Origin of the sequence: Enterobacter cloacae, assembly GCF_013375935.1 — a bacterium.
GTDB lineage: Bacteria > Pseudomonadota > Gammaproteobacteria > Enterobacterales > Enterobacteriaceae > Enterobacter > Enterobacter pasteurii.
In genome coordinates, this window is sequence record NZ_CP056117.1 from 2,603,417 (window position 1) to 2,630,405 (window position 26,989).

Annotated in this window: 19 protein-coding genes and 1 tRNA gene; 11 read left to right on the plus strand and 9 right to left on the minus strand. The window is 56.3% G+C overall.

What is annotated here, in order from left to right; all coding sequences use genetic code 11:
• Nucleotides 1–3: 3 nt before the first annotated feature.
• Nucleotides 4–2,640, plus strand: a complete 2,637-nt coding sequence (gene gyrA / locus HWQ14_RS12285) for a DNA topoisomerase (ATP-hydrolyzing) subunit A (protein WP_148419891.1) — start codon at nucleotides 4–6, stop codon at nucleotides 2,638–2,640.
• Nucleotides 2,641–2,774: 134 nt separating this feature from the next.
• The gene (gene rcsC, locus HWQ14_RS12290) at nucleotides 2,775–5,621 is read left to right on the plus strand and encodes a two-component system sensor histidine kinase RcsC (RefSeq protein ID WP_176609864.1); all 2,847 of its coding nucleotides are present in this window, start codon (nucleotides 2,775–2,777) and stop codon (nucleotides 5,619–5,621) included.
• A gap of 87 nt (nucleotides 5,622–5,708) precedes the next feature.
• Here the strand turns inward: rcsC and rcsB are convergent, their stop codons facing one another.
• Together rcsB and rcsD are read right to left on the minus strand one after the other, a co-directional pair.
• Nucleotides 5,709–6,359, minus strand: coding sequence for a response regulator transcription factor RcsB (gene rcsB, locus HWQ14_RS12295; protein WP_003859405.1), 651 nt, complete (start codon nucleotides 6,357–6,359; stop codon nucleotides 5,709–5,711).
• Between the two features lie 16 nt (nucleotides 6,360–6,375).
• Nucleotides 6,376–9,048 (minus strand): phosphotransferase RcsD, encoded by a 2,673-nt coding sequence (rcsD, locus tag HWQ14_RS12300; protein WP_176609865.1) that lies wholly within the window; start codon nucleotides 9,046–9,048, stop codon nucleotides 6,376–6,378.
• Between the two features lie 744 nt (nucleotides 9,049–9,792).
• On the opposite strand from rcsD, the gene HWQ14_RS12305 reads away from it, so the two are divergent.
• The 6 genes from HWQ14_RS12305 (at nucleotide 9,793) to mgtE (ending at nucleotide 17,139) form a co-directional block, all read left to right on the plus strand.
• Complete coding sequence (locus HWQ14_RS12305) at nucleotides 9,793–10,884, plus strand: porin OmpC (protein ID WP_176609866.1); 1,092 nt, start codon at nucleotides 9,793–9,795, stop codon at nucleotides 10,882–10,884.
• A gap of 113 nt (nucleotides 10,885–10,997) precedes the next feature.
• Entirely contained in the window at nucleotides 10,998–12,053 is a 1,056-nt protein-coding gene (gene apbE, locus HWQ14_RS12310) for an FAD:protein FMN transferase ApbE (RefSeq protein ID WP_148419887.1), read from the plus strand.
• A 72-nt stretch (nucleotides 12,054–12,125) separates the two neighbouring features.
• A complete protein-coding gene (ada, locus tag HWQ14_RS12315; protein WP_176609867.1) occupies nucleotides 12,126–13,184 on the plus strand; it encodes a bifunctional DNA-binding transcriptional regulator/O6-methylguanine-DNA methyltransferase Ada in 1,059 nt (352 codons plus the stop codon).
• Entirely contained in the window at nucleotides 13,184–13,834 is a 651-nt protein-coding gene (gene alkB / locus HWQ14_RS12320) for a DNA oxidative demethylase AlkB (protein WP_176609868.1), read from the plus strand. The genes ada and alkB overlap by 1 nt, the downstream gene beginning before the upstream one ends.
• A gap of 76 nt (nucleotides 13,835–13,910) precedes the next feature.
• On the plus strand, nucleotides 13,911–15,554 hold the full coding sequence (locus HWQ14_RS12325) for a multidrug ABC transporter permease/ATP-binding protein (RefSeq protein ID WP_176609869.1): 1,644 nt from the start codon (nucleotides 13,911–13,913) through the stop codon (nucleotides 15,552–15,554).
• 148 nt (nucleotides 15,555–15,702) lie between these two features.
• A complete protein-coding gene (mgtE, locus tag HWQ14_RS12330) occupies nucleotides 15,703–17,139 on the plus strand; it encodes a magnesium transporter (protein ID WP_148419883.1) in 1,437 nt (478 codons plus the stop codon).
• Here the strand turns inward: mgtE and HWQ14_RS12335 are convergent.
• Nucleotides 17,102–18,397, minus strand: coding sequence for a SulP family inorganic anion transporter (locus HWQ14_RS12335; protein WP_148419882.1), 1,296 nt, complete (start codon nucleotides 18,395–18,397; stop codon nucleotides 17,102–17,104). The two genes, mgtE and HWQ14_RS12335, sit on opposite strands and share 38 nt — an antisense overlap.
• Nucleotides 18,398–18,584: 187 nt before the next feature.
• Between HWQ14_RS12335 and mqo the strand changes: the two genes are divergently transcribed.
• On the plus strand, nucleotides 18,585–20,234 hold the full coding sequence (mqo, locus tag HWQ14_RS12340; protein WP_148420010.1) for a malate dehydrogenase (quinone): 1,650 nt from the start codon (nucleotides 18,585–18,587) through the stop codon (nucleotides 20,232–20,234).
• A 135-nt stretch (nucleotides 20,235–20,369) separates the two neighbouring features.
• Here the strand turns inward: mqo and eco are convergent, their stop codons facing one another.
• Complete coding sequence (eco, locus tag HWQ14_RS12345) at nucleotides 20,370–20,879, minus strand: serine protease inhibitor ecotin (protein ID WP_148419881.1); 510 nt, start codon at nucleotides 20,877–20,879, stop codon at nucleotides 20,370–20,372.
• Nucleotides 20,880–21,084: 205 nt separating this feature from the next.
• Between eco and HWQ14_RS12350 the strand changes: the two genes are divergently transcribed.
• Nucleotides 21,085–21,345: a DUF2534 family protein gene (locus HWQ14_RS12350; RefSeq protein ID WP_148419880.1), complete on the plus strand. Its 261-nt coding sequence runs from the start codon at nucleotides 21,085–21,087 to the stop codon at nucleotides 21,343–21,345.
• A 67-nt stretch (nucleotides 21,346–21,412) separates the two neighbouring features.
• On the opposite strand, the gene HWQ14_RS12355 is transcribed toward HWQ14_RS12350, so the two are convergent.
• The 3 genes from HWQ14_RS12355 to HWQ14_RS12365 form a co-directional block, all read right to left on the minus strand.
• A tRNA-Pro gene (locus HWQ14_RS12355) sits at nucleotides 21,413–21,489 on the minus strand.
• Between the two features lie 73 nt (nucleotides 21,490–21,562).
• Nucleotides 21,563–23,323 carry an LPS biosynthesis-modulating metalloenzyme YejM gene (gene yejM, locus HWQ14_RS12360; RefSeq protein ID WP_176609870.1) on the minus strand — a complete coding sequence of 587 codons (1,761 nt, stop codon included), beginning with the start codon at nucleotides 23,321–23,323 and terminating at the stop codon, nucleotides 21,563–21,565.
• A 19-nt stretch (nucleotides 23,324–23,342) separates the two neighbouring features.
• Complete coding sequence (locus HWQ14_RS12365; protein WP_001135586.1) at nucleotides 23,343–23,570, minus strand: YejL family protein; 228 nt, start codon at nucleotides 23,568–23,570, stop codon at nucleotides 23,343–23,345.
• A 134-nt stretch (nucleotides 23,571–23,704) separates the two neighbouring features.
• On the opposite strand from HWQ14_RS12365, the gene yejK reads away from it, so the two are divergent.
• On the plus strand, nucleotides 23,705–24,712 hold the full coding sequence (yejK, locus tag HWQ14_RS12370) for a nucleoid-associated protein YejK (RefSeq protein WP_148419878.1): 1,008 nt from the start codon (nucleotides 23,705–23,707) through the stop codon (nucleotides 24,710–24,712).
• A gap of 51 nt (nucleotides 24,713–24,763) precedes the next feature.
• On the opposite strand, the gene rplY is transcribed toward yejK, so the two are convergent.
• Both rplY and HWQ14_RS12380 read right to left on the minus strand, forming a co-directional pair.
• Complete coding sequence (gene rplY, locus HWQ14_RS12375; protein ID WP_148419877.1) at nucleotides 24,764–25,048, minus strand: 50S ribosomal protein L25; 285 nt, start codon at nucleotides 25,046–25,048, stop codon at nucleotides 24,764–24,766.
• 125 nt (nucleotides 25,049–25,173) lie between these two features.
• Nucleotides 25,174–26,934 carry a DEAD/DEAH box helicase gene (locus tag HWQ14_RS12380; protein ID WP_148419876.1) on the minus strand — a complete coding sequence of 587 codons (1,761 nt, stop codon included), beginning with the start codon at nucleotides 26,932–26,934 and terminating at the stop codon, nucleotides 25,174–25,176.
• Nucleotides 26,935–26,989: the final 55 nt, after the last annotated feature.

Below are 26,989 nucleotides of genomic sequence, written 5' to 3' on the forward strand. Positions count from 1 at the left end.
TAGATGAGCGACCTTGCGAGAGAAATTACACCGGTTAACATCGAGGAAGAGCTGAAAAGCTCCTATCTGGACTATGCGATGTCGGTCATTGTTGGCCGTGCGCTGCCGGACGTCCGCGATGGCCTGAAGCCGGTACACCGTCGCGTACTATACGCCATGAACGTATTGGGCAATGACTGGAATAAAGCCTACAAAAAATCTGCCCGTGTCGTTGGTGACGTAATCGGTAAGTACCATCCCCATGGTGATTCCGCGGTGTACGACACCATTGTCCGTATGGCGCAGCCGTTCTCGCTGCGTTACATGCTGGTAGATGGTCAGGGTAACTTTGGTTCTATCGACGGCGACTCCGCCGCGGCAATGCGTTATACGGAAATCCGTCTGGCGAAGATTGCCCATGAGCTGATGGCCGACCTGGAAAAAGAGACGGTTGATTTCGTTGATAACTACGACGGCACGGAAAAAATTCCTGACGTTATGCCAACGAAGATCCCTAACCTGCTGGTGAACGGTTCGTCCGGTATCGCCGTCGGTATGGCAACCAACATTCCGCCGCACAACATCACGGAAGTGATCAACGGCTGCCTGGCCTATATCGACGATGAAGACATCAGCATTGAAGGGCTGATGGAACACATCCCGGGCCCGGACTTCCCGACGGCGGCAATCATCAACGGTCGTCGTGGTATTGAAGAAGCGTACCGCACCGGTCGCGGCAAGATTTACATCCGTGCCCGCGCCGAAGTGGAAGCGGACGCCAAAACCGGCCGTGAAACCATCATTGTTCACGAGATCCCGTATCAGGTGAACAAAGCGCGTCTGATTGAAAAAATCGCCGAGCTGGTTAAAGAAAAACGTGTTGAAGGTATCAGCGCGCTGCGCGACGAGTCTGATAAAGACGGTATGCGCATCGTGATTGAAATCAAGCGCGACGCGGTGGGTGAAGTTGTGCTGAACAACCTTTACTCCCAGACTCAGCTTCAGGTCTCCTTCGGTATCAACATGGTTGCGCTGCACCATGGTCAGCCGAAAATCATGAACCTGAAAGAGATCCTGAGCGCGTTCGTGCGCCACCGCCGTGAAGTGGTGACGCGCCGTACCATCTTCGAACTGCGCAAAGCGCGTGACCGTGCGCATATCCTTGAAGCACTGGCCGTTGCGCTGGCGAACATCGACCCAATCATCGAGCTGATCCGCCGTGCGCCAACGCCGGCAGAAGCGAAAGCGTCGCTGGTTGCGCGTCCATGGGACCTGGGTAACGTGGCGGCAATGCTGGAACGTGCGGGTGATGACGCCGCGCGTCCCGAGTGGCTGGAACCGGAATTTGGCGTGCGTGACGGGCAGTACTACCTGACCGAGCAGCAGGCCCAGGCGATTCTGGATCTGCGTTTGCAGAAGCTGACCGGCCTTGAGCATGAAAAACTGCTCGACGAGTACAAAGAGCTGCTGGAGCAAATCGCCGAGCTGCTGCATATCCTGGGTAGCGCAGAGCGCCTGATGGAAGTGATCCGCGAAGAGCTGGAGCTGGTGCGCGATCAGTTCGGCGACGAGCGCCGTACCGAAATCACGGCCAACAGCTCTGATATCAACATTGAAGATCTGATTAACCGCGAAGACGTGGTGGTTACCCTGTCTCACCAGGGCTATGTGAAGTATCAGCCGTTGACCGACTACGAAGCACAGCGTCGTGGCGGTAAAGGCAAATCAGCGGCGCGTATTAAAGAAGAAGACTTCATTGACCGTCTGCTGGTGGCGAACACCCACGACACGATCCTCTGCTTCTCAAGCCGTGGTCGTCTGTACTGGATGAAAGTCTATCAGCTGCCGGAAGCGAGCCGTGGCGCGCGTGGTCGTCCAATCGTTAACCTGCTGCCGCTGGAAGCGAACGAACGTATCACCGCCATCCTGCCGGTACGCGAGTACGAAGAGGGCGTGAACGTCTTTATGGCGACCGCCAGCGGTACCGTGAAGAAAACCGCGCTCACCGAGTTCAGCCGTCCGCGCTCTGCCGGTATTATTGCGGTGAACCTGAACGAAGGCGACGAGCTGATCGGTGTCGATCTGACTTCCGGTTCCGATGAAGTGATGCTGTTCTCTGCGGCCGGTAAAGTGGTGCGCTTCAAGGAGAACGCCGTGCGCGCAATGGGTCGTACCGCGACCGGCGTGCGTGGTATCAAGCTGGCGGGTGAAGATGCCGTTGTGTCCCTGATCGTTCCACGTGGCGAAGGCGCAATCCTCACCGTCACCCAGAACGGCTACGGTAAACGCACGGCGGAAAGCGAATATCCGACCAAATCACGCGGCACGCAGGGCGTTATCTCCATCAAAGTGACCGAGCGCAACGGTTCCGTTGTGGGCGCGGTGCAGGTGGACGACGCGGACCAGATCATGATGATCACCGATGCCGGTACGCTGGTGCGTACCCGCGTCTCCGAGATCAGCGTGGTGGGTCGTAATACCCAGGGCGTGATCCTCATCCGTACTGCGGAAGATGAAAACGTTGTGGGTCTGCAACGCGTTGCCGAGCCGGTGGATGACGAAGAGCTCGACTCAATCGACGGAAGCGTCGCGGAAGGTGATGATGAAATCGCACCGGAAGCGGACACCGATGATGAACCAGCAGATGATGCTGACGAGTAACGTCTCCTGACGCGTAAAGGGCCGGTTTCCGGCCCTTTTGTTTTGCGCAAGCAGACAAGTGAACGTTGCGACAAGCCGCGTTTACCGCTACCTTAACCACATTCTTTTTTCCCCGATGGCGGAGCCTCGCCCCTTTGAAATACCTCGTCTCCTTTCGTACCACGCTTAAAGTCTCTCGCTATCTGTTTCGGGCGCTTGCGCTGCTGCTATGGTTGCTGGTGGCGCTGCTCTCGGTGTTCTACATCGTCAACGCGTTAAACCAGAAAGAAGCGGAGATCCGCCAGGAGTTTAACTTAAGTTCAGATCAGGCCCAGCGCTATATCCAGCGCACGTCTGACGTGATGAAAGAGCTTAAGTATATTGCTGAGAATCGGCTGACGGCGGAGAACGGCATCCTGGCCATCCGTGGTCGGGATGAAAAAACGGAAGTCCCTGATTTCGAACCGCTCTTCCCGGACTCCGATTGCTCAGCCATGGGCAAAGCCTGGCGCGGATCGCTGGAATCGCTGTCGTGGTTCATGCGCTACTGGCGCGACAACTTTTCAGCCGCCTATGATCTGAACCGCGTCTACCTGATTGGTAACGAAAACCTGTGCATGGCGGATTTCGGCCTGCGGGATATGCCGATGGAGCGGGAAGACGCGCTGAAAAGCCTGCATGAACGCATTGTGAAATACCGCAACGCACCGCAGGAAGAGCGCGGGAACAACATCTTCTGGATAAGCCAGGGCCCGCGCATGGGCGTCGGCTATTTCTACGCCCTGACCCCGGTTTACCTCGGGAACCGCCTGCAGGCGCTGCTGGGCATTGAGCAAACCATCCGCATGGAAAACTTCTTCACGCCGGGCAGCCTGCCGATGGGCGTGACCATTCTGGATGAAAACGGCCACCCGCTTATCTCGCTTGCCGGGCCTGAAAACCGTCTGAAAGTTGAACCCGGCTGGATGCAGGAGCGCTCATGGTTTGGCTATACCTCCGGTTTCCGCGAGCTGGTGCTGAAGAAAAGCCTGCCGCCATCGTCGCTGAGCATTGTTTACTCGCTGCCTGTCGACAAGGTGCTGGAGCGCATTCGTATCCTGATCCTCAACGCCATCTTGCTGAACATCGCGGTAGGCGTGGCGCTGTTTATGCTGGCGCGCATGTACGAGCGGCGGATTTTCATTCCGGCGGAAGCGGACGCCCAGCGTCTGGAGGAGCACGAGCAGTTTAACCGTAAAATTGTCGCCTCGGCGCCGGTAGGGATCTGTATCCTGCGCACCCAGGACGGCACGAATATCCTCAGTAACGAGCTTGCCCATAACTACCTGAACATGCTGACGCATGAAGACCGACGGCGGTTAACGCAGATCATCTGCGGGCAGCAGGTCAACTTTGTGGATGTCCTGACCAGCACCCACACCAACCTGCAAATCAGCTTCGTCCATTCGCGTTACCGCAATGAAAACGTAGCGATCTGCGTGCTGGTGGACGTCTCCGCGCGCGTGAAGATGGAAGAGTCACTGCAGGACATGGCGCAGGCGGCGGAGCAGGCGAGCCAGTCGAAATCCATGTTCCTTGCCACCGTCAGCCACGAGCTTCGCACGCCGCTGTACGGCATCATCGGTAACCTCGATCTGCTCCAGACCAAAGAGCTGCCGAAAGGGGTCGACAGGCTGGTTACGGCGATGAATAACTCATCCAGCCTGCTGCTGAAAATCATCAGCGACATTCTCGACTTCTCAAAAATTGAATCCGAGCAGCTGAAGATTGAACCGCGCGAGTTCTCCCCGCGCGAGGTGATGAACCATATCAGCGCCAACTATCTGCCGCTGGTCGTGCGTAAACAGCTGGGGCTGTACTGCTTTATCGAGCCGGATGTGCCCCTGACGCTGCACGGCGACCCGATGCGTCTGCAGCAGGTCATCTCTAACCTGCTGAGCAACGCCATCAAGTTCACCGATATCGGCTGTATTGTGCTGCACGTCAGTCGGGCAGGGGATTACCTGACCATACGCGTGCGCGACACGGGCGTCGGCATTCCGGCGAAAGAGGTTGTGCGCCTGTTCGATCCGTTCTTCCAGGTAGGAACGGGCGTCCAGCGTAACTTCCAGGGGACCGGGCTGGGTCTGGCGATATGCGAGAAGCTTATCAGCATGATGGATGGGGACATCTCCGTTGATACCGAGCCAGGCATGGGCAGCCAGTTCACCATCCGTATTCCGCTCTATTCCGCGCACTATCCGGCAAAAACCACGGTCGACGGGCTGAGCGATAAGCGTTGCTGGCTGGTGGTGCACAACGCCTCCTTACAGGATTTCCTGACCTCGATGCTGACCAGCAGCGGCGTGCGGGTATCGCGCTACGAAGGCCAGACGCCGGATGCGGACGACATGCTGATCACCGACGGCGAGCCGGAGCAGGCGTGGGCGGGGCGCGGCGTGGTAACGTTCTGCCGTCGGCATATCGGTATCCCGGTTGAGCGATCACCTGGAGTATGGGTGCACAGCGTGGCGACGCCGCACGAGCTGCTGGGCCTGCTGGCGCGCATTTACAGCGTACAGCTTGAGGACAGCGACGGCGCCACCGCCCTGGCTTCCCCGGATGAACTGGCGTCGGTGAACGACGACATGATGATTCTGGTCGTCGACGATCACCCGATAAACCGTCGTCTGCTCGCCGACCAGCTGGGCTCCCTGGGCTATCAGTGTAAAACGGCCAACGACGGGGTGGACGCCCTGAATGTCCTGAGTAAGAACCATATTGATATCGTGCTCAGCGATGTGAACATGCCAAACATGGACGGCTATCGCCTGACGCAGCGTATCCGCCAGCTGGGCCTGACGTTGCCGGTGGTTGGGGTTACGGCCAACGCGCTGGCGGAAGAGAAGCAGCGCTGTCTGGAGTCGGGAATGGACAGCTGTCTGTCGAAGCCGGTCACGCTGGACGTGCTCAAACAAACGCTGTCTGTCTATGCGGAGCGCGTGAGGAAAACGCGGACGTAAAAAAAGGCCCGCAAGGGCCTTTTTTACTGGTGCTCTCTGCCGGGGAAGAGGGCAGGGTGCGGGCAACAGGCCGCACAACCGTTGGGATCAATCCTTGTCCGTCGCGCTCAGCGTCACGGAGGAGAGGTAGTTCAGCAGGGCGATATCGTTATCCACACCCAGCTTCATCATCGCTGATTTCTTCTGGCTGCTGATGGTTTTGATGCTGCGGTTCAGCTTCTTGGCAATTTCCGTTACCAGGAAACCTTCAGCGAACAGGCGCAGAACTTCACTCTCTTTTGGTGAGAGACGCTTGTCGCCATAGCCGCCCGCGCTGATTTTTTCGAGCAGACGTGAGACGCTCTCAGGCGTGAATTTCTTTCCTTTCTGCAGCGCCGCAAGGGCTTTTGGCAGATCGGTAGGCGCGCCTTGCTTCAGCACAATCCCTTCGATATCGAGATCAAGAACGGCGCTCAGGATCGCCGGGTTATTGTTCATGGTCAGAACAATGATCGAAATGTCCGGGAAGTGACGTTTAATGTATTTGATAAGCGTGATCCCATCACCGTACTTATCTCCCGGCATAGAGAGATCGGTAATGAGCACGTGCGCATCAAGTTTAGGCAGGTTGTTGATGAGAGCTGTGGAGTCTTCAAATTCACCGACTACATTCACCCACTCGATCTGTTCAAGTGATTTGCGAATACCGAACAGTACAATCGGATGGTCATCGGCAATAATTACGTTCATATTGTTCATGTATAAGGCTACCTTGCTACAGCAAGCTCTTGACGTAAGCGTCAATGTCGCTGATGTATTTTTCAATGCCAGAGGCATCTTTCTCACGAATTAGATGTTCCAGCGTTTCACATAACTGCTTGCCGGGAACCAGATTTAGCATGGCAAACACCCCTTTAAGCCGGTGTGCTGTCTGTGCCAGCGCTGCAAAATCCTGCGCAGCGGACTCAGTATACAACCGCTTAACATCATCTGGTACTGTATCAACGAAGAGCGAATAATATCCGCTGGCATGGAGTTCGGCATTTTCATCGCCGCCTAACGGTGACTCCAGGATCTCTTCCTGCGCCAGATGCTCTTCAATCAGTTGTAATACAGCTTCCTGCATCGCATTGCTCATATTAAAGTTGACGCGCAGCTGGCCAGGGCCGATTTTTCGCACGCCTGGCTCATCATCGCTTAAAAGCAAGCCGGAGGCAGTAAGATTAGACGGATTATCAGTTAAAAATAGATCAAATTCTTGACTCGCGAGCCTTTCGTCCGGGGTGATGCAGGACGCGCCCCAGTTTTCCAGCTGACGAACCACGATATTACGGATCTCATTAGAGGTCACATCTACCATGACCACCACGTCATCCAGCAGACGCTCTTCATCTTCTTCCTGCGGATTTGCCGCCATTTTAACGTGTAAAGAGTAGCGGGTGCCGAGGGATTCGCGCGCCTTAATATTCAGGTGGCCGCCTAGCTTGCGCGCCAGCTGATCGCAGAGCCAGAAGGTGAGGGTGTTAGCCTTACCATAGTGGTCGCGCTGGGTATCGTTCAGGAACGGGAAGTGCAGATTATCAATTTCACTTACGGTCACGCCTTCGCCCGTATCCAGAATACGGAAGGTCAGACGATCGTCGCTGGATTCATCGGTGCTGACTTCAAGCGTGATCTTGCCGATCTGCGTGGTGGTTACGGCATACTGGATCAGCATCACCAGGATCCGGCGCAGGGCATCGCGATCGCCGTGACGCTCGTCGTTCGCCGGTAAACGGTTGTTGATCAACAGCTGGAGACCTTTGCGCTTAATGACCGGCAGCACTTCAGGAACGACTTCATCAATCAGATCCTGGATAGAGAAGAGCGTCGGGGTGCCTTTCCAGATGTCATTCTCCAGCATATTTGCAAGCTGGATCTCATCTACCAGACGGACCAGCGAGTCGGCCTGGTTGCTGAGCTGGCGGCTCTCCGGCGTGCTTAGCTCGGCGATCTGCGTGGCGAGCGACTTCAGCGGCTGCTTAAAGGCATCGCCAATATTTTGCATAAACGCGGCGCGGCCGTGCTGGTTTTTCTCGTACAGCCTTTGTGCCTGCTTGAGTTTTTTATTCACCAGCACTTCACGGTCCTGGTCGCGGATAATGAAGATTTGCGTGCGTGAAGCGACCTGGCTGCGGAACTGACGGATTTCATACAGCTCGTTATTAATGGTGGCCTGAATAACGCCCTGATGCTGGTCCGCCATCGCGGTAATGTTTTGCAGATTAAGATGCGGCAGAAGGTGATCGGCAATTTTATTGCTCATCACCGTGCGGTTCGCCTCCTGATCGTGCACTAACACCCCGAGCGGCAGCACGGAAATAATCTCTTCGTTAAGGGCACGCAGCACGCGCAGCTCGTTGCTGGTTCCGGCTGACACCGAGGTGGAGTCGCTCTGGCGCCCTGACTGGAAGCGGAAGGTGCTGTAGCCAAACAGCGCCAGCGCCAGCAGACCGATATTCAGCAGCAGCGGCAGCAGGATATTTTGCAGGGTATCCAGCATCAGGGTGCCAAAAGGCACCTGCCAGACAAGACGCATACCGGTTGAGTTCAGCGAGGACGCAATCTCAATCTTTGAGCCATTAAAGGAGATGGCCACGCTGTCCGCGCCTTCTTTGTCCGACGGTGTACGCATGTTCTGGGAGCTGTTGTCAGGCTCCAGGCGGAAGCTGTCCAGCGGCATATCCGGCGGGATCAGGTCATTTATAGGCAGGTCGAAAGCAACCACGGTCGCCAGATGGCCCGGCTGGTTAAAGGTGGTGCGCAGCGTAAAGTAATGCCCATTCTGCCAGGCAAGGCGGCGCAGCGAGGAGAAACTTTCGCGCTCGTCCAGCGCGTTGGCCTGCTGCAACATTTCTGCCCGACGGGAATCCACAATGCTGCCGACGGTCGTCTCTTTAAAGCCTGACGAGAGATCCTTAAGCGGCAGGGTCGAGATCAGGATCATGCTGTTGTCCTGACCGTTCAGGTAATACATAGACCACGGCACCGTTTCGGCACCCCACAGGGTGTCGAGATAGGACGAGATGCGCTGCGTCATTTCAAGCGTTGCGCTGTCGTGCGAGCCGAAAATCAGGGCTTCGGTCTTGCGCTGCGGTTTTTCCAGATAATAGACATCCTGCTTCAGGCGCGTTTCCTGTAACCCTTCTCCTGACGAGGTGGCCGGAGCCGCAGCGATATTGTCGTAGATTTGCCAGGTCGCATAGCGCCACGTATCAATGCGCTTATGCACCGCGTGGGTGATATCGACGATCTGATAGCTCTTATCTTTGAGCCAGGTGTTAACGGCGCTCTGAACCATAACCCCCATTGTGACTAACAGCACAACGATCAGCAGAAGAAAGAAACGGGTGATGCTGCCCGGTAGAAGGGAAAATTTGCTCGGGGCGGTAGTTTCAGTCTGACTCATCGATGTGTTTAACCCGTAATGGCCGCGCGGTAATGGGATAGGGCAGTATAAAGGGTAATAACCGAATTTCCAGCGTCGTTATCGCTGTAACCTTGACTTTTTATCCGCTGAACCTCGCTACAGCGAGCCGGCTTAAAGGTGTACAAACCACGGCGAAATGTACAAATGCGCGGCAACAGTCGCAGAAAAATAGCACGAATTAACAAGAAATTAATCTTTAAGGTAAAAAATCAATCAGGAAAAGGGAGAGAACAGCATTTAGTTAATAGTCGTTATCATAACGTGCGGGTAGCACATAAAATGCCTGGAGACGTAAAGAAAGGTAAAAAAAAACCGAATGCGAAGCATCCGGTTCAATTAGGGATAAACAGACATTCAGAACTGAATGACGGTAATAAATAAAGTTAATGATGATAGCGAGAGTTATTTTAGAGATGTTGAGCGAATTTTTTTTGTCATTCAGTGCTGTGTGTGCTTTGTATTTAACTGATTGAATTTAATAAGATATATTTCAATCTTGATTATAAGTGCTATATTTTTAAACTCTTCATGCTATTCAAAAAGTTCCTTCATATTTACAAATTGAAACATCTTGCAGGTAAAATGAAACATCTTCAAAGTTTTCGTATCATATTCCTGTTGGATTATTCTGTTTTTTTGAGGAGAATGAACTTGCCGACTGGTTAAGAGGGTTGACCAGTATGCAGTGGCAAATAATAAGGCATATAACAGAGGGTTAATAAAATGAAAGTTAAAGTACTGTCCCTCCTGGTACCAGCACTGCTGGTGGCAGGCGCAGCAAATGCGGCTGAAATTTATAACAAAGACGGCAACAAATTAGATCTGTACGGTAAAGTGGACGGCCTGCACTATTTCTCTGATGACGACGGTGCAGACGGCGACCAGACCTACATGCGTCTGGGCTTCAAAGGCGAAACTCAGGTTAACGACCAGCTGACCGGTTACGGCCAGTGGGAATACCAGATTCAGGGCAACTCTGGTGAGAACGAAAATAACTCATGGACGCGTGTGGCGTTTGCGGGTCTGAAATTTGGCGATGCGGGTTCATTCGACTATGGTCGTAACTACGGCGTTGCTTATGATGTTACCTCCTGGACTGACGTTCTGCCAGAATTCGGCGGTGACACCTACGGTTCTGACAACTTCATGCAGCAGCGTGGTAACGGCTTCGCGACCTACCGTAACCAGGACTTCTTCGGTCTGGTTGATGGTCTGAACTTCGCGTTGCAGTATCAGGGTAAAAACGGCAGCGTAAGCGGTGAAGACCAGACTAACAACGGTCGTGACGCACTTCGTCAGAACGGTGACGGCTTCGGTGGCTCTATCACTTACGATCTGGGCGAAGGCTTCGGTCTCGGTACTGCCATCACCAGCTCTAAGCGCACTAACTCTCAGAATGACTACGGCTTCGGTACCGGCGATCGTGCTGATACCTACACCGGTGGTCTGAAGTATGACGCAAACAACATCTACCTGGCCGCACAGTACACCCAGACTTATAACGCGACCCGCGCTGGCGATCTGGGCTGGGCTAACAAAGCACAGAACTTCGAAGTGGTTGCTCAGTACCAGTTCGACTTTGGTCTGCGTCCGTCCGTGGCTTACCTGCAGTCAAAAGGTAAGGATCTGGACAATGGTTACGGCGACCAGGATATCCTGAAATATGTTGACGTTGGTGCGACTTACTACTTCAACAAAAATATGTCTACCTACGTTGATTATAAAATCAACCTGCTCGATGAGAACGACTTCACTCGTTCAGCAGGTATCGGTACTGACGATATCGTAGCGCTGGGTCTGGTTTACCAGTTCTAATTGCTTATAACGCGACAAAGGGGCCATCAGGCCCCTTTTTTCATGCTTTTTAGGGTCTTACAAATACGCTGTTTTAGTGTACTCTTGCCGCCCTGGCATGAGGATAATAACGAATGGAAATGACTTTTTTACGCGCCAGCTTTCTGGCTACTGTTTTACTCCTGACCGCGTGTGACTCTTCTACGCAGCCCGCAAAAATCGAGGCGCCAGCCGCGACGGTGCTGGAAGGGAAAACCATGGGAACCTTCTGGCGCGTCAGCGTAATGGATATCGATAAATCCCGCGCTGAAGAGCTGCGCGGTAAAATTCAGGCGCAGCTGGATGCCGACGATCAGCTGCTCTCAACGTATAAAAACGACTCGGCGCTTATGCGCTTCAATCGCTCCAGCAGCACCTCGCTCTGGCCAGTGAGCGAAGCAATGGCCGATATCGTGACGGAATCCATGCGCGTGGGCCACAAAACCAACGGCGCAATGGATGTGACCGTGGGGCCGCTGGTAAACCTCTGGGGATTTGGCCCCGACAGGCAGCCGGTCGCTACGCCCGATCGGGCCGCCATCGATGATGCCCGCGCGCGTACAGGGCTACAGCACCTGGCGGTGATTACGCAGTACGGTCAGCAATACCTGCAAAAAGACATTCCCGACCTTTTTGTGGATCTCTCCACGGTGGGCGAGGGCTATGCGGCGGATCACCTTGCGGCCCTGATGGCGCAGGAAGGCATTCCCCGTTATCTGGTGTCCGTCGGCGGCGCGCTTGTCAGCCGGGGCATGAACGCCAGCGGCAAACCGTGGCGAGTGGCTATTCAGAAGCCAACCGACCAGCAAAACGCGGTCCAGGCGATTGTGGACATCAACGGACACGGCATCAGCACTTCCGGAAGCTACCGCAACTATTACGAACTGGACGGTAAACGTATTTCGCACGTTATCGATCCGCAAACCGGAAGCCCGATTACCCATAATCTGGTGTCCGTCACGGTGATAGCGCCAACGGCGCTGGAAGCGGACGCCTGGGATACCGGACTGATGGTGCTCGGAACGGAGAAAGCCAAAGAGGTGGTGCGTCAGGAAGGGCTTGCCGTCTACATGATCACCAAAGAGGCGGACGGGTTTAAAACCTGGAGTTCACCCCAGTTCAAAAGCTTCCTGGTGAGCGAAAAAAATTAAAAAGCAAGGTTGCGGGTTTTTGTTCGGTGGCGTTCAGGCAGGCTGAGCGTATGCTTGTAAGAGGAGCCGAACATGAAAAACACAGCCTATCTCACCGATGAGGATCGCTGGCAGGCCGTTCTGGCCCGCGATCCACAGGCGGATAATCAGTTTGTCTTTGCCGTGCAGACGACCGGCATTTTTTGTCGTCCGTCCTGCCGCGCCCGCCATGCCCTGCGTAAAAACGTCAGCTTCTATCCTGACGCTCACCGCGCCGGGCAGGCGGGTTTCCGTCCCTGTAAGCGCTGTATGCCGGATAAAGACGACCCTCAGGCGCAGAAAAAAGCAAAAATTGCGCTGGCGTGTCGTCTGCTGGAGCAGGACGCCGGGCTGAACCTTGAGGCGCTGGCCCGGCAGGTTGCCATGAGCCCGTTCCATTTCCATCGTCTGTTTAAATCCGTCACCGGCATGACGCCGAAAGCCTGGCAGCAGGCCGCCCGTGAACAGCGCCTGCGCAGCGCGCTGGCGCAGGGCGATAAAATCACCGACGCCGTTCTGGCCGCAGGGTTTCCGGACAGCAGCAGCTACTATCGCAAGGCCGACGGTGCGCTGGGGATGACGGCGAAGCAGTACCGCAAGGGTGATGCCGCGGTGCGCTATGCCCTCAGCGACTGTTCGCTTGGCCGCTGTCTGGTGGGGGAAAGCGAGCGCGGGATCTGTGCGATACTGCTGGGGGACGACGATGCCGCGCTGACCGCAGAGCTGCGGTCGCTGTTCCCGCTTGCCGAACGGGAACCGATGGAGGGCGCGTTTGCCGATCGGGTTCGTCAGGTGATTGCCGCTGTCGACAGCCGCGAGGCGCCGCTGGCGCTGCCGCTGGATATCCGCGGAACCGCTTTCCAGCAGCAGGTCTGGCAGGCGCTGCGGGCTATCCCCTGCGGTGAAACGGCGAGCTACCAGCAGGTGGCGAAGGCCATCGGTAAACCCAACGCCGTGCGCGCCGTGGCGGGCGCCTGCGCCGCCAATAAACTGGCGATTATCATTCCCTGCCACCGCGTGGTGCGTAACGACGGTGCGCTTTCGGGTTATCGCTGGGGCGCTGGCCGTAAGGTGCTATTGTTGAAACGTGAGGCGAATAATCCGGAGGGATAATGCTCGATCTTTTTGCTGATGCTGAACCCTGGCAGGAGCCGCTCGCGCCGGGGGCGACGATCCTGAGACGCTTTGCGCTCTCCCGCGCGGCGGCGCTGTTCGACGGTATTGATGCCGTCACCGCCCGTTCCCCGTTTCGCCATATGGTCACGCCCGGCGGGTATACCATGTCCGTGGCGATGACCAACTGCGGCGAGCTGGGATGGGCGACGAATGAACGGGGCTATTTATATGCCCCGAACGATCCGCTGTCCGGTCAGCCGTGGCCGCCGGTGCCGGAGGCGTTTCAGGCGCTATGTGATGATGCCGCCGTGGCGGCCGGCTACCCCGATTTTCAGCCCGACGCCTGTCTTATCAACCGCTATGCCGTCGGGGCAAAGCTCTCGCTGCACCAGGATAAGGACGAGCCGGATCTGCGCGCGCCTATCGTCTCGGTTTCCCTTGGGCTGCCCGCCGTGTTTCAGTTTGGCGGACTGCGGCGCAACGATCCGCTAAAACGGCTGCTGCTTGAGCACGGTGATGTGGTGGTCTGGGGCGGCGAATCGCGGCTGTTTTACCACGGTATTCAGCCGCTGAAGCCCGGCGTTCACCCGATGGCAGGGGCGTTTCGCTACAACCTGACGTTTCGGCAGGCAGCCAGCAGAGAATAAAAATAAGAATTATTCTTGATGTGTGCGAAAGGCAGTTTACACTGCTGGCTGATTTTTCTTGTCCGGATTGCTCTGCATGCAACTACTTCTTCTTGTCTGGCGGCAGTATCGCTGGCCTTTTATTGCGGTAATGGCGTTAAGCCTTGCCAGCGCGGCGCTGGGGATTGGCCTGATTGCCTTCATTAACGTGCGTTTGATCGAAATGGTCGATACGTCGCTCTCCGTCCTGCCGGAATTTCTGGGATTACTGCTGCTGCTAATGGCGGTTACGCTCGGCTCACAGCTGGCGCTGACCGCGCTTGGCCACCATTTCGTGTTTCGCCTGCGCAGCGAGTTCATCAAACGTATCCTCGACACCCAGGTTGAACGTATCGAGCAGCTGGGAAGCGCCTCCCTGCTGGCGGGGCTGACCAGCGACGTGCGCGCCATTACCATCGCGTTTGTACGCCTGCCGGAGCTGGTGCAGGGGATCATCCTGACCTTTGGCTCGGCGGCGTACCTCGCCTGGCTCTCCAGCAAAATGCTGGCGGTAACGGCGCTGTGGATCGTTATCACCATCTGGGGCGGATTCCTGCTGGTATCCCGCGTCTATAAGCACATGGCGGTGCTGCGCGAAACGGAAGATAAGCTTTATCACGACTACCAGACGGTGCTGGAAGGGCGCAAGGAGCTGACGCTGAACCGTGAGCGCGCCGAGCATATCTTCAACAACCTTTATATCCCCGACGCGCACGAATATCGCCATCATATTATTCGCGCCGATACCTTCCACCTGAGCGCCGTGAACTGGTCCAACATTATGATGCTGGGCGCCATTGGCCTGGTGTTCTGGATGGCGAACAGCCTGGGTTGGGCGGACACCAACGTGGCGGCAACCTACTCGTTAACGCTGCTGTTTTTGCGCACGCCGCTGCTGTCGGCCGTCGGCGCGCTGCCGACGCTGCTGAGCGCCCAGGTGGCCTTCAACAAGCTGAAGAAATTCGACCTTGCGCCGTTTAAGGCGGAGTTCCCGCGCCCGCAGGCGTTTCCGGACTGGAAAACGCTTGAGCTGCGTAACGTTACCTTCCGCTATCAGGACAACGCCTTCTCCGTGGGGCCGATTAACCTGACGATCCATCGCGGCGAACTGCTGTTCCTGATCGGCGGCAACGGCAGCGGAAAATCCACCCTCGCGATGCTGCTGACGGGGCTATACCAGCCGCTGTCGGGCGACATTCTGCTGGACGGGAAGGCCCTGAGCGCGGAGAAACCGGAAGATTACCGCAAGCTCTTCTCGGCGGTATTTACCGATGTCTGGCTGTTCGACCGGCTGCTTGGCCCGGAAGGGCAGCAGGCGGATCCGGCGCTGGTGGATAAATGGCTTGCGCACCTTCAGATGTCGCACAAGCTGGAGCTACAGGATGGCAAGATCCTGAACCTCAAGCTGTCGAAAGGGCAGAAGAAACGCGTGGCGCTGCTGCTGGCGCTGGCTGAAGAGCGCGATATCATCCTGCTGGACGAGTGGGCAGCGGACCAGGACCCGCACTTCCGCCGCGAGTTCTATCAGGTACTGCTGCCGCTGATGCAGGCGATGGGCAAAACCATTTTTGCCATCAGCCATGACGACCACTACTTCATTCACGCCGACCGTCTGCTGGAGATGCGCGACGGCAAGCTGAGTGAACTGACCGGCGATGAGCGCGATGCTGCATCGCGGGATGCGGTGGCGCGTACAGCGTAATACCATCACCCGGCCCCTCTCTCACAGGGAGAGGGGTTAAATCGCGGCCGTTATGCCGCTTTTTTCTCCATCCCGCCCCGTTGTTTATTCTTATTTACATATCTCCGCGCTATGCTTAAAGCCAACTTATTTCATGGATTTATGATTAATGTCGTTATTAAAGAAAAACAGCGCAAGGCAGCGTGACCAGGAGCGTGCGCGCCTCATCTGGCTCCTGACGACCGATAAAGCGGTAACGTCAACGCTATTGGGTAAGCTGACCCTGGCTGAGCAATATGATGTCGGCACGCTGGCCGACGATATTGCTGAGGTAGGTGCGCTGGTTGCACATTTACCCCCTCCGGATCTGGCGGATACCCTGGAGGCGCTGCCCTCCGAGGAGCGCCACGCCCTGTGGCGGCTGGTGCAGGATCACGAGCGCGGTCAGGTGCTGCTGGAGGCCTCGGAAAACGTCTGGGATGACCTTATCGATGAGATGAGCGACCGGGACATTCTCGACGCCCTGCAAACGCTGGATATCGATGAGCAGATTTACCTCGTCCAGCATCTTCCGCGCAACCTGACCGGTCGCCTGCTGGCTTCCCTGCCCGCCGAGGAGCGGGCGCGCGTGCGTCAGGTGATGCACTACGAGAAAAACAGCGTCGGCGCCATCATGGAGTTTGGCGTCATCACGGTGCGTCCGGACGTTACCCTTGGTACGGTGCAGCGCTATCTTCGTCGCCTGGGCAGTATGCCGGACAACACCGACAAACTGTTCGTCACCTCCCGGGATAAAACCCTGCTCGGAGAGCTGGAGCTTAAAACGATCCTGCTGAACAGCACCCAGCGGCGGGTCAGCGAGGTCATGGAAACCGAGCCGATGGTGTTCTCGCCGGAGGACGATGCCGAAAAAGCGGCGCGTACCTTCGAACGTGATGACCTGGTGAGTGCGGCGGTGGTGGATTCCGTGGGCAAGCTGATGGGGCGTCTGACCATCGATGAGATCGTTGACGTGGTCTATGAAGAGACCGATAACGACCTGCGCGCCCTTGGCGGGATCAGCGCCGAAGATGACGTTCACGCCTCCGTTGGTAAGGCCGTTAAAACGCGCTGGGCGTGGCTCGCCATCAACTTATGCACCGCCTTCGTGGCTTCCCGCGTCATCGATGGTTTCGAACATACCATTTCCCAGCTGGTGGCCCTGGCCTCGCTGATGCCGATTGTGGCGGGGATCGGCGGAAACACCGGTAACCAGACCATCACCATGATCGTTCGCGCCCTGGCGCTGGAAAACATTCAGCCGGGGAACTTCTCGTGGCTGATTTTCAGGGAGATGGGCGTCGCGCTGATAAACGGCCTGGTCTGGGGCGGCATCATGGGCGGCGTCACCTGGTGGCTGTACGACGATATGGCGCTGGGCGGGGTCATGATGCTGGCAATGGTGCTGAACCTGCTGGTGGCGGCGATAATGGGGGTGATTATCCCGCTGACGATGACCCGGCTGGGGCGCGACCCCGCGGTGGGGTCGAGCGTTATGATTACCGCGATTACCGATACCGGCGGTTTCTTTATTTTTCTTGGGCTGGCGACGATTTTTCTTCTGTAGCCAGCGCTTTTTGCTTAAGACGGGCGGGAAGGATGAACATCATTACGATGCCGCCCAGCACGCCAATCGCCAGGTTACCGGTTGATACCGTTGCCGCAACCGTCACCAGCATAACGACGGTTTCCGCAACGGGCGCCTTTTTCAGGGTTCCGGGCTGAACGCTGTGCCAGCTAAAGGTCTTGATGGCCACAATCGCCATAATACCCGCCAGGACCGCCATCGGGATCCTGGCCATCACGTCGCTGAGCGCCGTGACCAGCACCAGCAGCACAATGCCCGCCGCGAGCGTGGAAATGCGGCTTCTTCCTTTACCCATCTCCACGTTAACGATGGTCTGCCCAATCATCGCACAGCCCGCAATGCCGCCGTAGAAGCCGGCCATGATATTTCCCACGCCCAGCCCGATGCTTTCGCGACGCTTGCTGGATGGCGTTACGGTCAGTTCGTCCACCAGCTTCGCCGTCAGCAATGATTCCAGCAGGCCTACGAAAGCAATACTGAGCGCGCACGGCCAGATGATGCTCAGCGTTTCCAGGTTGAGCGGCACCAGCAACTGCGTAAATCCAGGCAAACCGCCGCTCATTGAGCCTTCATCTCCCACCGTGGGCAAGATTTGCCCGCTGGTGACGGTGAACAGCGTCAGCACCACAATGGCAATCAGCGGGGAGGGCACGCTTTTGATATAGCGCGGCACCCACAGCACAATCAGCAGCGTCAGCACGAACAGGCCCACAATCAGCGGGCTTCGGCTCCAGAAGTGGGGAACCTGGGCAAAGAAAATCAAAATGCCGAGGGCATTAACAAAACCCGTCATCACCGACTGCGGGATAAAGCGCATCAGCCGCGCCATGCCCAGCGCGCCGAACAGGATCTGAATCACGCCCGCCATCACCACCGCCGGCAGAATGTACTGCACGCCGTGCTGATGGACCATCGGGCCAATTACCAGCGCGACGGAACCTGCCGCCGCCGTCACCATGGCCGGACGTCCGCCGAGCAGGGAAAGGGCGAAGCAGAGCACCACGGAGGCGATAAGACTGACTTTCGGATCCACGCCTGCGACCACGGAAAAAGAAATCACTTCCGGGATCAGCGCCAGCGCGGTAATCACGCCGGCCAGGGTTTCACGCATCAGAAGCTTAGGCGAACGTAAAACGGTGGCGACATGGCCTTCATGGGGTACGGACGAGTGGGGTAATGACATAACAATTCGCAAGTAGGGGCAGGCTTCCGTGCGCGCGATCACAAAGTGCAGCATAGTAGCCAGGTTAAACGCCTTTTGCCAGCCTGCTCCCTAAATCCACACAAACAAACGATCATTAAATTTCACAATTACAATAATTTCTTAACCTTTAAACAATATTTAAAAGTTGCTACCGTGCCACCGCAGCGTGTTTCACCTGTAATTTCTACGCATCACGCACTATTTAACTAAGGCATAAATGATGAAAAAAATGACTGCCGTGCTCTTTTCCCTGGCCGTGGGGCTGAACGCCGTCTCGCTGGCGGCGAAAGCAGACGCACCAAAAGAGCAGGAAACGGATGTCCTTTTAATTGGTGGCGGCATCATGAGCGCCACGCTGGGAACGTATCTTCAGGAATTAGAGCCGAACTGGTCAATGACCATGGTCGAACGCCTCGATGGCGTGGCGCAGGAAAGCTCTAACGGCTGGAATAACGCCGGGACGGGGCACTCGGCACTCATGGAACTGAACTATACGCCGCAGAAAAAGGACGGTTCCATTAGTATCGAGAAAGCGGTTGAGATCAACGAAGCGTTCCAGATCTCACGCCAGTTCTGGTCTCATCAGGTTAACAGCGGCGTGTTGAACAACCCGCACTCCTTTATCAACACCGTGCCGCACATGAGCTTTGTGTGGGGCGAGCAGAACGTCAATTTCCTGCGCGCGCGCTACGCTGCGCTGCAGCAGAGCACGCTGTTCCGCGGAATGAAATACTCTGAAGATCACGCTCAGATCAAAGAGTGGGCACCGCTGGTAATGGAAGGCCGCGATCCGAATCAGAAAGTGGCGGCGACCCGCACTGAAATTGGTACCGACGTTAACTACGGTGAAATCACCCGTCAGCTGGTTGGCTCTCTGAAGAAAAAAGAGAACTTCAATCTGCAGCTCGGCACCGAAGTGCGTGGCTTTAAGCGCAACGCGGACAACAGCTGGAGCGTGACCGTTGCCGATCTGAAAAACAACGAAGCCGAGCATGTGATCAAGGCGAAGTTCGTGTTTATCGGTGCGGGCGGTGCGGCGCTGAAGCTGTTGCAGGAGTCCGGCATTCCGGAAGCGGATGACTACGCGGGCTTCCCGGTCGGCGGCCAGTTCCTCGTGTCGGAAAACCCGGAAGTGGTTAACCGCCATCTGGCAAAAGTGTACGGTCAGGCCTCCGTCGGTGCACCACCGATGTCCGTTCCGCATATTGATACCCGCATGCTTGACGGGAAGCGCGTAGTGCTGTTCGGGCCGTTCGCCACATTCTCCACCAAGTTCCTGAAAAACGGTTCCCTGTGGGATCTGCTGAGCGCGACCACCACCTCGAACGTCAAGCCAATGATGGACGTGGGGCTGGATAACTTCGATCTGGTGAAATACCTGATAAGCCAGGTGATGCTCTCTGATGAAGAACGCTTCGAAGCGCTGAAAGAGTACTATCCGCAGGCCAAGAAAGAAGACTGGCGTCTGTGGCAGGCGGGCCAGCGCGTGCAGATTATCAAACGCGATCCGAAAGAGGGCGGCGTGCTGCGCCTGGGTACCGAAGTGGTGAGCGATAAGGATGGCACCATTGCCGCGCTGCTGGGCGCGTCACCGGGCGCGTCTACCGCTGCGCCAATCATGCTGCACCTGATGGAAAAAGTGTTTAAGGATAAAGTCTCCAGCCCGGAATGGCAGGCGAAGCTGAAAACCATTATTCCGTCCTACGGTACTAAGCTGAACGGTAACGTTCAGGCCACGGAACAAGAGCTGGAGTACACCAGCCGCGTTCTGCAGCTGCAGTATGTCAAACCGCAGGCTGCGGATGCTGCACCAAAGGCAGAGCTGAAGCCTCAGGCGGAAAGCAAGCCGGTTGCGGATATCGCGCTGTAAGGTGAACGCAAAACGGTAACATCCGTTACCGTTTTTCGCGTTTTCTCCCTCTCCCGGTGGGAGAGGGGTGGGGTGAGGGCAGAAGAACGCACCCTCTACAGGTCGGGTAAGGCGAAGCCGTCACCCGGCCTGATTTTAACGTACTACCGCTTGCCCGACCGTCTCGTCCGCCTTCCATACGCGATATTTCACATCCACGTTTTCCGGCGTATACACGACGATTGGCAGCTTGCTGTTATAGCGCAGCAGACTGTTGTCACCCAGATACGCGGTGATAAATTTCTTCTCTTTTTTGCCGTCCGGACACGCCATCATGGTGGAGACCGGCGACGTGACTTTGTCGAAGACATAGTAGTCATAGCCCCAGCCTTCCAGGGTTTTGCTTTCCAGCTGGCCGCCGAGACGATGGTGGTTGCAGTCCACTTCCAGCGTCTGGCCGATTAACAGCTCCACTTTGAAATTTGCTTCATCCTGCTGCGCCGGCAGCTGAATAACCTGGCGCTTCATCCCTTTCTCCGCCTGCGGGTAAGGCGCGACTTTTTCCAGAGGCTGGGCTTCAGGCGCATCGCTGGCAAAAGCGCTGGCGCTCACGCAGGCTGCGGCGATAAGGGCAAGGGCAAATTTAGGTGCGTTTTTCACTGTCATTCCTTTTTTGTCAAAACGATCGTGACCAGACTAGCATAACTCGCATGAATGGTTGGCGTAATTTACTCATATTTTCATTTTGCCTGGCGTAATAAACTGGTTTTCTGGCGTTTTTGTGGTGTTTGATGCTGTGGTGGAGTCGGTGGGAAGATCGTGTTATTTTACGCGTTAGATATTGTTATTCATCTGTAAAGGGAAGAGAGAGATGGTACGCGCAAAACTGAAGACACCTGAAGGCCGCAAGTTCCTGCTGGCGTTGCTGGTGGTATTTATGATTGCTGCCGCATGCGTAGGGCGGGCAACCATTGTCGGCGTGATCGAGCAGTACAACATTCCGCTCTCCGCCTGGACAACCAGCATGTTTGTCCTGCAGTCGGCGATGATCTTTGTATACAGCCTGGTGTTTACCGTCCTGCTTGCCATCCCGCTGGGGATTTTCTTCCTGGGCGGACGCGAGAAGCACTAACCATTCCGCATGTGGGTACAGGCATAAAAAAACCAGCCATTAAAGGCTGGTTTTTTTTATGTATTGTTGGTCGGCACGAGAGGATTTGAACCTCCGACCCCCGACACCCCATGACGGTGCGCTACCAGGCTGCGCTACGTGCCGACGCATTAAAGGAATAGTACTCGATTCCTTTTTGATTGCAAGGGGGAAGCCGCGCTAACTGATTCATAAATAATCAGTTAGCGATGAAGCGCTTCTCGTCCGTCAGCACCTGCAGCAGCAGGCTGAGCTGCGGCTTCTGGTCTTTCAGCTTCTCACCTTCGGGACTGTACGTCTGGTAATTTCCGTTACTGTTCAGCACCAGGGACAACGATGGAGTTGTCACTACCAGCGTGTTTCCACCCGCAGCCGTGACCCAGTTATGGCGCCGCGTGGCGCTAAAGAGATCCTGCCCCTGCGAGTATTCATTTGCCGGTGTGCTGACGTGCAGAAGACGCTGCATTAACGTCGTCATAACGTCTTTATGGTCGGTCAGCATGGTAATGCGCTGCGCAGGCGTTCCCGGCCAGTGGATCACCAGCGGCACGTGCAGGTTCGGACGCGACCATTCCATGCTCTTCGCCTCATCACCCAGCGGCACGCCGTGACCCGCCGTGATAATGACCACCGTATTGTCCAGTTTGCCCGCATCGCGCAGGGCGGTCAGCACGCGGCTAATCTGCGCATCGACGTCACCCGCGGCACGGCTATAGCGGCGCGCGAAGCCTTTCTGATTGCTGTCATCAAGCGTTGTGCCGTTAAACGCAACCCAGGAGAACCAGCGGTTATCTTCCTGCGCATAGCGCTTGAGCCAGTTAATCCACTGATCGGCGGTCTGAGTGTCAGACTGGCTCTGCGCGGCTGGCAGGGAGAAGTCAGACAGCAGCGCCTGGCGGTAGAGCGAGCTGTTGAACCCATCGGAGGCAAACAGCCCCAGCTGGTAGCCCTGCTGGTTAAGGCCGGTGATCAGCGCCGCCGGAATACGGGCCGACAGCACGCCGTCCATGTAGCTCGGTGAGATGCCATAGAACAGGCCGAAAATACCCGCGTCGGTCGAGTTACCGGAACTCATGTGCTGAGTGAACGTGATGTTGTTCCCGGCAAACTCCGCCAGCGCGGGCATCTGCTTCTCATAGCGGGAATAGTTCAGGCCATCGACGGTAATCAGCAGCACGTTCTGACCACGGCCCATGTCGCGGTATCTCAGATCGCTCAGGGGATACTGCACGCTGACCGCTTCCGGATTACCCTGTTCGACCAGACGACGCTGATACTCCTGCGCATCCAGCAGGCCGTGTTTTTCAAGAAAACGACGCGCCGTCATCGGATAGGAGAGCGGCAGGTTAGCGCGCTGCATGGTAATCGGGCGGTAGAAGTTCGCATCTGCCCAGATATACATCAGGTGCGAACCGATAAAAGAGGCGAAAAAGAGCGCCGCGACGGGCTTCGCGTAATGGCGGCGCCGGGTCAGACTGCGAAGCTTTTGCCAGCTCCACGTGGCGAACAACATCTCGATCAGCAGGATAATGGGCACGCTGATAAACATCAGCTGCCAGTCGCGCGCGGTTTCGTTCTGGTCCGGGTTAATCACCAGTTCCCAGACGATCGGGTTCAGGTGCAGGTGGAACCGGGTGAAGACTTCACTGTCGATAAGCAACAGCGTCATGCCCGCCGTCGCAAGAATAGCGGACAGGAAGCGCATCAGCCGCTGCGACATGACGATAAACGTCAGCGGAAACAGGATCAGCAGATAGGTGGCGAAAACCAGGAAGCTAAAGTGTCCAACCAGGCTCATCCAGGAGTAGATACGCCCGGTTAACGTGGTTGGCCAGTCTGCCACAAACAGATAACGGCAGCCGAGCACCATCGCCAACAAAATGTTGAACAGGGCAAACCAGTGCCCCCAGCTGACCATCTGGGAGACTTTTTCACGGTAGCGCTGACGATTCGTCACCATAAACTGTTGTTCGTTTCCCTTAGTGTGCCTGGTCGTCGCTAACGGAGGACTGCAAGGCCTGGGCGAAAGATTTGGCGATCGCCTGACGCTGAGCCGGAGCAACGCTGGTATTGATAAGGTTGGTAACCATATTTCCCAAAACCATCAGGGAGAGATCGGTTGGCGTTTTATGTTTTTCCAGTACGTTGACCAGCTCACTGAGCAGTTGTTCAACGTGTTCGTCACTGTAGCGGGAATGTTGTGGCATAAATCAAAATCAGTTTGTTGAGAGAAGGGCGACATATTACCGTAGCAACAGCTTTTTTTCCCCTTTTTTATCTTCTGTTGCACACATGCGTTGGTGGTGGTTGAATACCGCCCGGTCTAAAAGGAGAGTTTATCATGAGTCTGGAAATCAACCAGATTGCCCTGCACCAGCTTATCAAGCGTGATGAGCAAACCCTTGAAGTGGTGCTACGCGATTCGTTACTGGAACCAACGCCTACCGTTGTCGAGATGATGGCGGAGTTGCATCGCGTCTACAGCGCGAAAAATAAAGCCTATGGCTTGTTCAGCGAGGAGAGCGAACTGGCGGATAGCCTGCGCCTGCAGCGTCAGGGTGAAGAGGATTTCCTGGCATTCAGCCGCGCTGCGACTGGCCGTCTGCGTGACGAACTGGCGAAATATCCGTTCGCCGATGGCGGTATCGTCCTGTTCTGCCACTATCGCTATCTGGCGGTAGAGTATCTGCTGGTTAGCGTGCTGAATAATCTGAGCAGCATGCGCGTGAACGAGCAGCTGGACATCAGCTCAACGCACTATCTGGACATCAACCATGCGGATATCGTGGCGCGTATCGATTTGACCGAATGGGAAACCAACCCGGAGTCAACCCGCTATCTGACCTTCCTGAAGGGCCGCGTAGGGCGCAAAGTGGCGGATTTCTTCATGGACTTCCTCGGCGCCAGCGAAGGCCTGAACGCTAAAGTGCAGAACAAAGGTCTGCTACAGGCGGTGGATGACTTTACGGCCGAGGCGCAGCTGGATAAAGCCGAGCGGCAGAACGTGCGCCAGCAGGTTTACAGCTACTGCAACGAGCAGCTGCAGGCGGGTGAAGAGATTGAGCTGGAGTCGCTGTCCAAAGAGCTGGCGGGCGTTAGCGAGGTCAGCTTCCAGGAGTTCACCGCGGAAAAAGGCTACGAGCTGGAGGAGAGCTTCCCGGCGGATCGCAGCACGCTGCGTCAGCTGACCAAATTTGCCGGCAGCGGCGGGGGGTTAACTATCAACTTTGATGCGATGCTTCTCGGGGAACGTATCTTCTGGGATCCGGCTACCGACACGCTGACCATTAAAGGCACGCCGCCGAACCTGCGCGATCAGCTTCAGCGTCGAACCTCTGGCGGTAAGTAACAGCCATAAAAAAACCCCGCAGAAGCGGGGTTTTTCTCGACAGGTTTGCGATTACGCGCGAACGAAGTCGATGTGAGTCAGTTTTGGCTTGAACGCGTGACGCTGAACAGCCTGAACCTTCACTTTTTCTTCTTTACCGCCAACAACGATGGTCAGAACTTCGCTGTAGAATTCAGCTTTGTTCTGCATGTTCCATACTTTGTCGTGATCCAGTTCGATAGCAACTGGAGCAGCTTCGCCACCGTAAACGATAGCCGGGAACTTGTTAGCGTTACGCAGGCGGCGGCTCGCACCCTTACCCTGCACGTTACGTACTTCTGCTTCGATAGTGAACATTGATTTCTCTCTGTATTTAAAACCCTACTACAGGCGACCCAGCAGCAGGTGAGTGTTCTGCCTCACGGATGTGAAGCGGGCGGCATTTTATACTCAAATGGCGCGCGCATCAACGAAAAGTCCCGTTAACCGCGCAATTCATTTGCCCGGCGGAACCGTCCTTCATAGTCAAAGACCTTCTCACGTACCTGCCAGAACTGGCCTTTTTTGCGGGCGACAACAAAATCAGGATGGCGCAGCAGCGCCTGCTGATGCACGATGTCGGCAACGGTTATCCAGCGCAGCGGCACGCCGGGCGTGCGGGTATGGGGGCGGATAAAGAGCTGCTCGAAAGCGGTCCGCTGGGCGGGCGTCTGAACCCTGAAGCGCTCGCTCACGTCCGCCCCGTCCTCGTCGTAATAGGTAATCTTTAGCCACTCGCCTTTTTCATCCGCGCCGGGCTGCAGCGCCATGCCGGAACAGCGCAGCACCAGCGCATCTTTCAGCTTCAGCGCCGCTTTCAGCATGTCGTCCGGGTCTACCAGAACCGTGTCGCACTCGCGGCAGCGGCGGGCGGCGATATCGTTCTCGGCGTTGCACTGCGGACAGTTTTTAAAGCGAAAGCGGAAGTCACACTGTTCGCGATGGCCCTCATCGTCTTCAAACCAGCCCTGGCAGCGGCGGCCAAAGTGTTCAATCAGCGTACCGTCGGCGGTGGTTTTCCCCCAGAAGGTGTTGGCAAACCCGCAGGCCGGACAAAATACCTGTACCGGCACGTTGTCGCTTTTTCCTTTTGGCGTGCCCACTTCAGGGGAGTAAAGATCGTGCGGATTACCGGCGTAATCGAGGATCAGACAGTCGGTTTTGCCCGGGGCCAGGCGCAGCCCGCGCCCGACAATCTGCTGATACAGGCTGACGGATTCGGTCGGGCGCAGAATCGCAATCAGGTCGACGTGCGGGGCGTCAAACCCGGTGGTTAATACGGAGACATTCACCAGATAGCGGAACCGCTGGGCTTTGAAGGCCTCAATCAGGCTGTCGCGTTCCGGGCCGGGAGTTTCACCGGTAATCAACGCCGCGTCGCTTACGGGCAGCAGCCCCGTGATTTCGCGCGCGTGTTCGACGGTGGCAGCAAAAATCATCACCCCTTTTCGCGTTTGGGCGAACTCTTCAATCTGGCTGACGATATGCGGCGTGATCCGCTTCTGCTTTTTCAGTTCGTGATTAAGGTCCGCTTCGCTGAACAGCCCGTTACTCTGCGCCTGCAGGCGGCTGAAGTCGTACTGCACCACCGGCATATCCAGACGCTCCGGCGGCGTCAGGTAGCCGTGCTTGATCATGTAGCGCAGCGGAAGCTCATAGATGCAGTCGCGGAACAGGGCCTTCTCATCCCCGCGAACCATGCCGTGATAATGAAACTGATAAATCCAGCCCTTGCCCAGCCGAAACGGCGTGGCGGTCAGGCCAAGCAGACGTAAGTGAGGATTCACCTCTTTCAGGTGCGTGAGGATTTGCTGATACTGGCTGTCGTCGTCATCGCTGATGCGGTGACACTCGTCGACAATCAGCAGGGAAAACTCGCTGCGGAACAGATCCAGGTTGCGGGCCACCGACTGCACGCTGCCAAACACCACCTTGCCGTGGCTCTCCTTGCGCTTCAGCCCGGCGGCAAAGATATCGGCCTCCAGGCCGAGCGCGCAATATTTGGCGTGATTCTGCGCCACCAGCTCTTTGACGTGCGCCAGCACCAGCACGCGCCCGCGCGCCAGACGCGCCAGTTCGGCGATGACCAGGCTTTTCCCGGCTCCGGTCGGGAGCACGATGGCGGCAGGTTCCCGGTGCCTGCGAAACCAGGCGAGGGTGGCGTCAACGGCTTCCTGCTGATAGGGGCGTAGTGTAAAAGTCATGACATCTCTATTCAGTTAACTCGCATATAGTATGCCACGAAACTTTTTCCCTTGA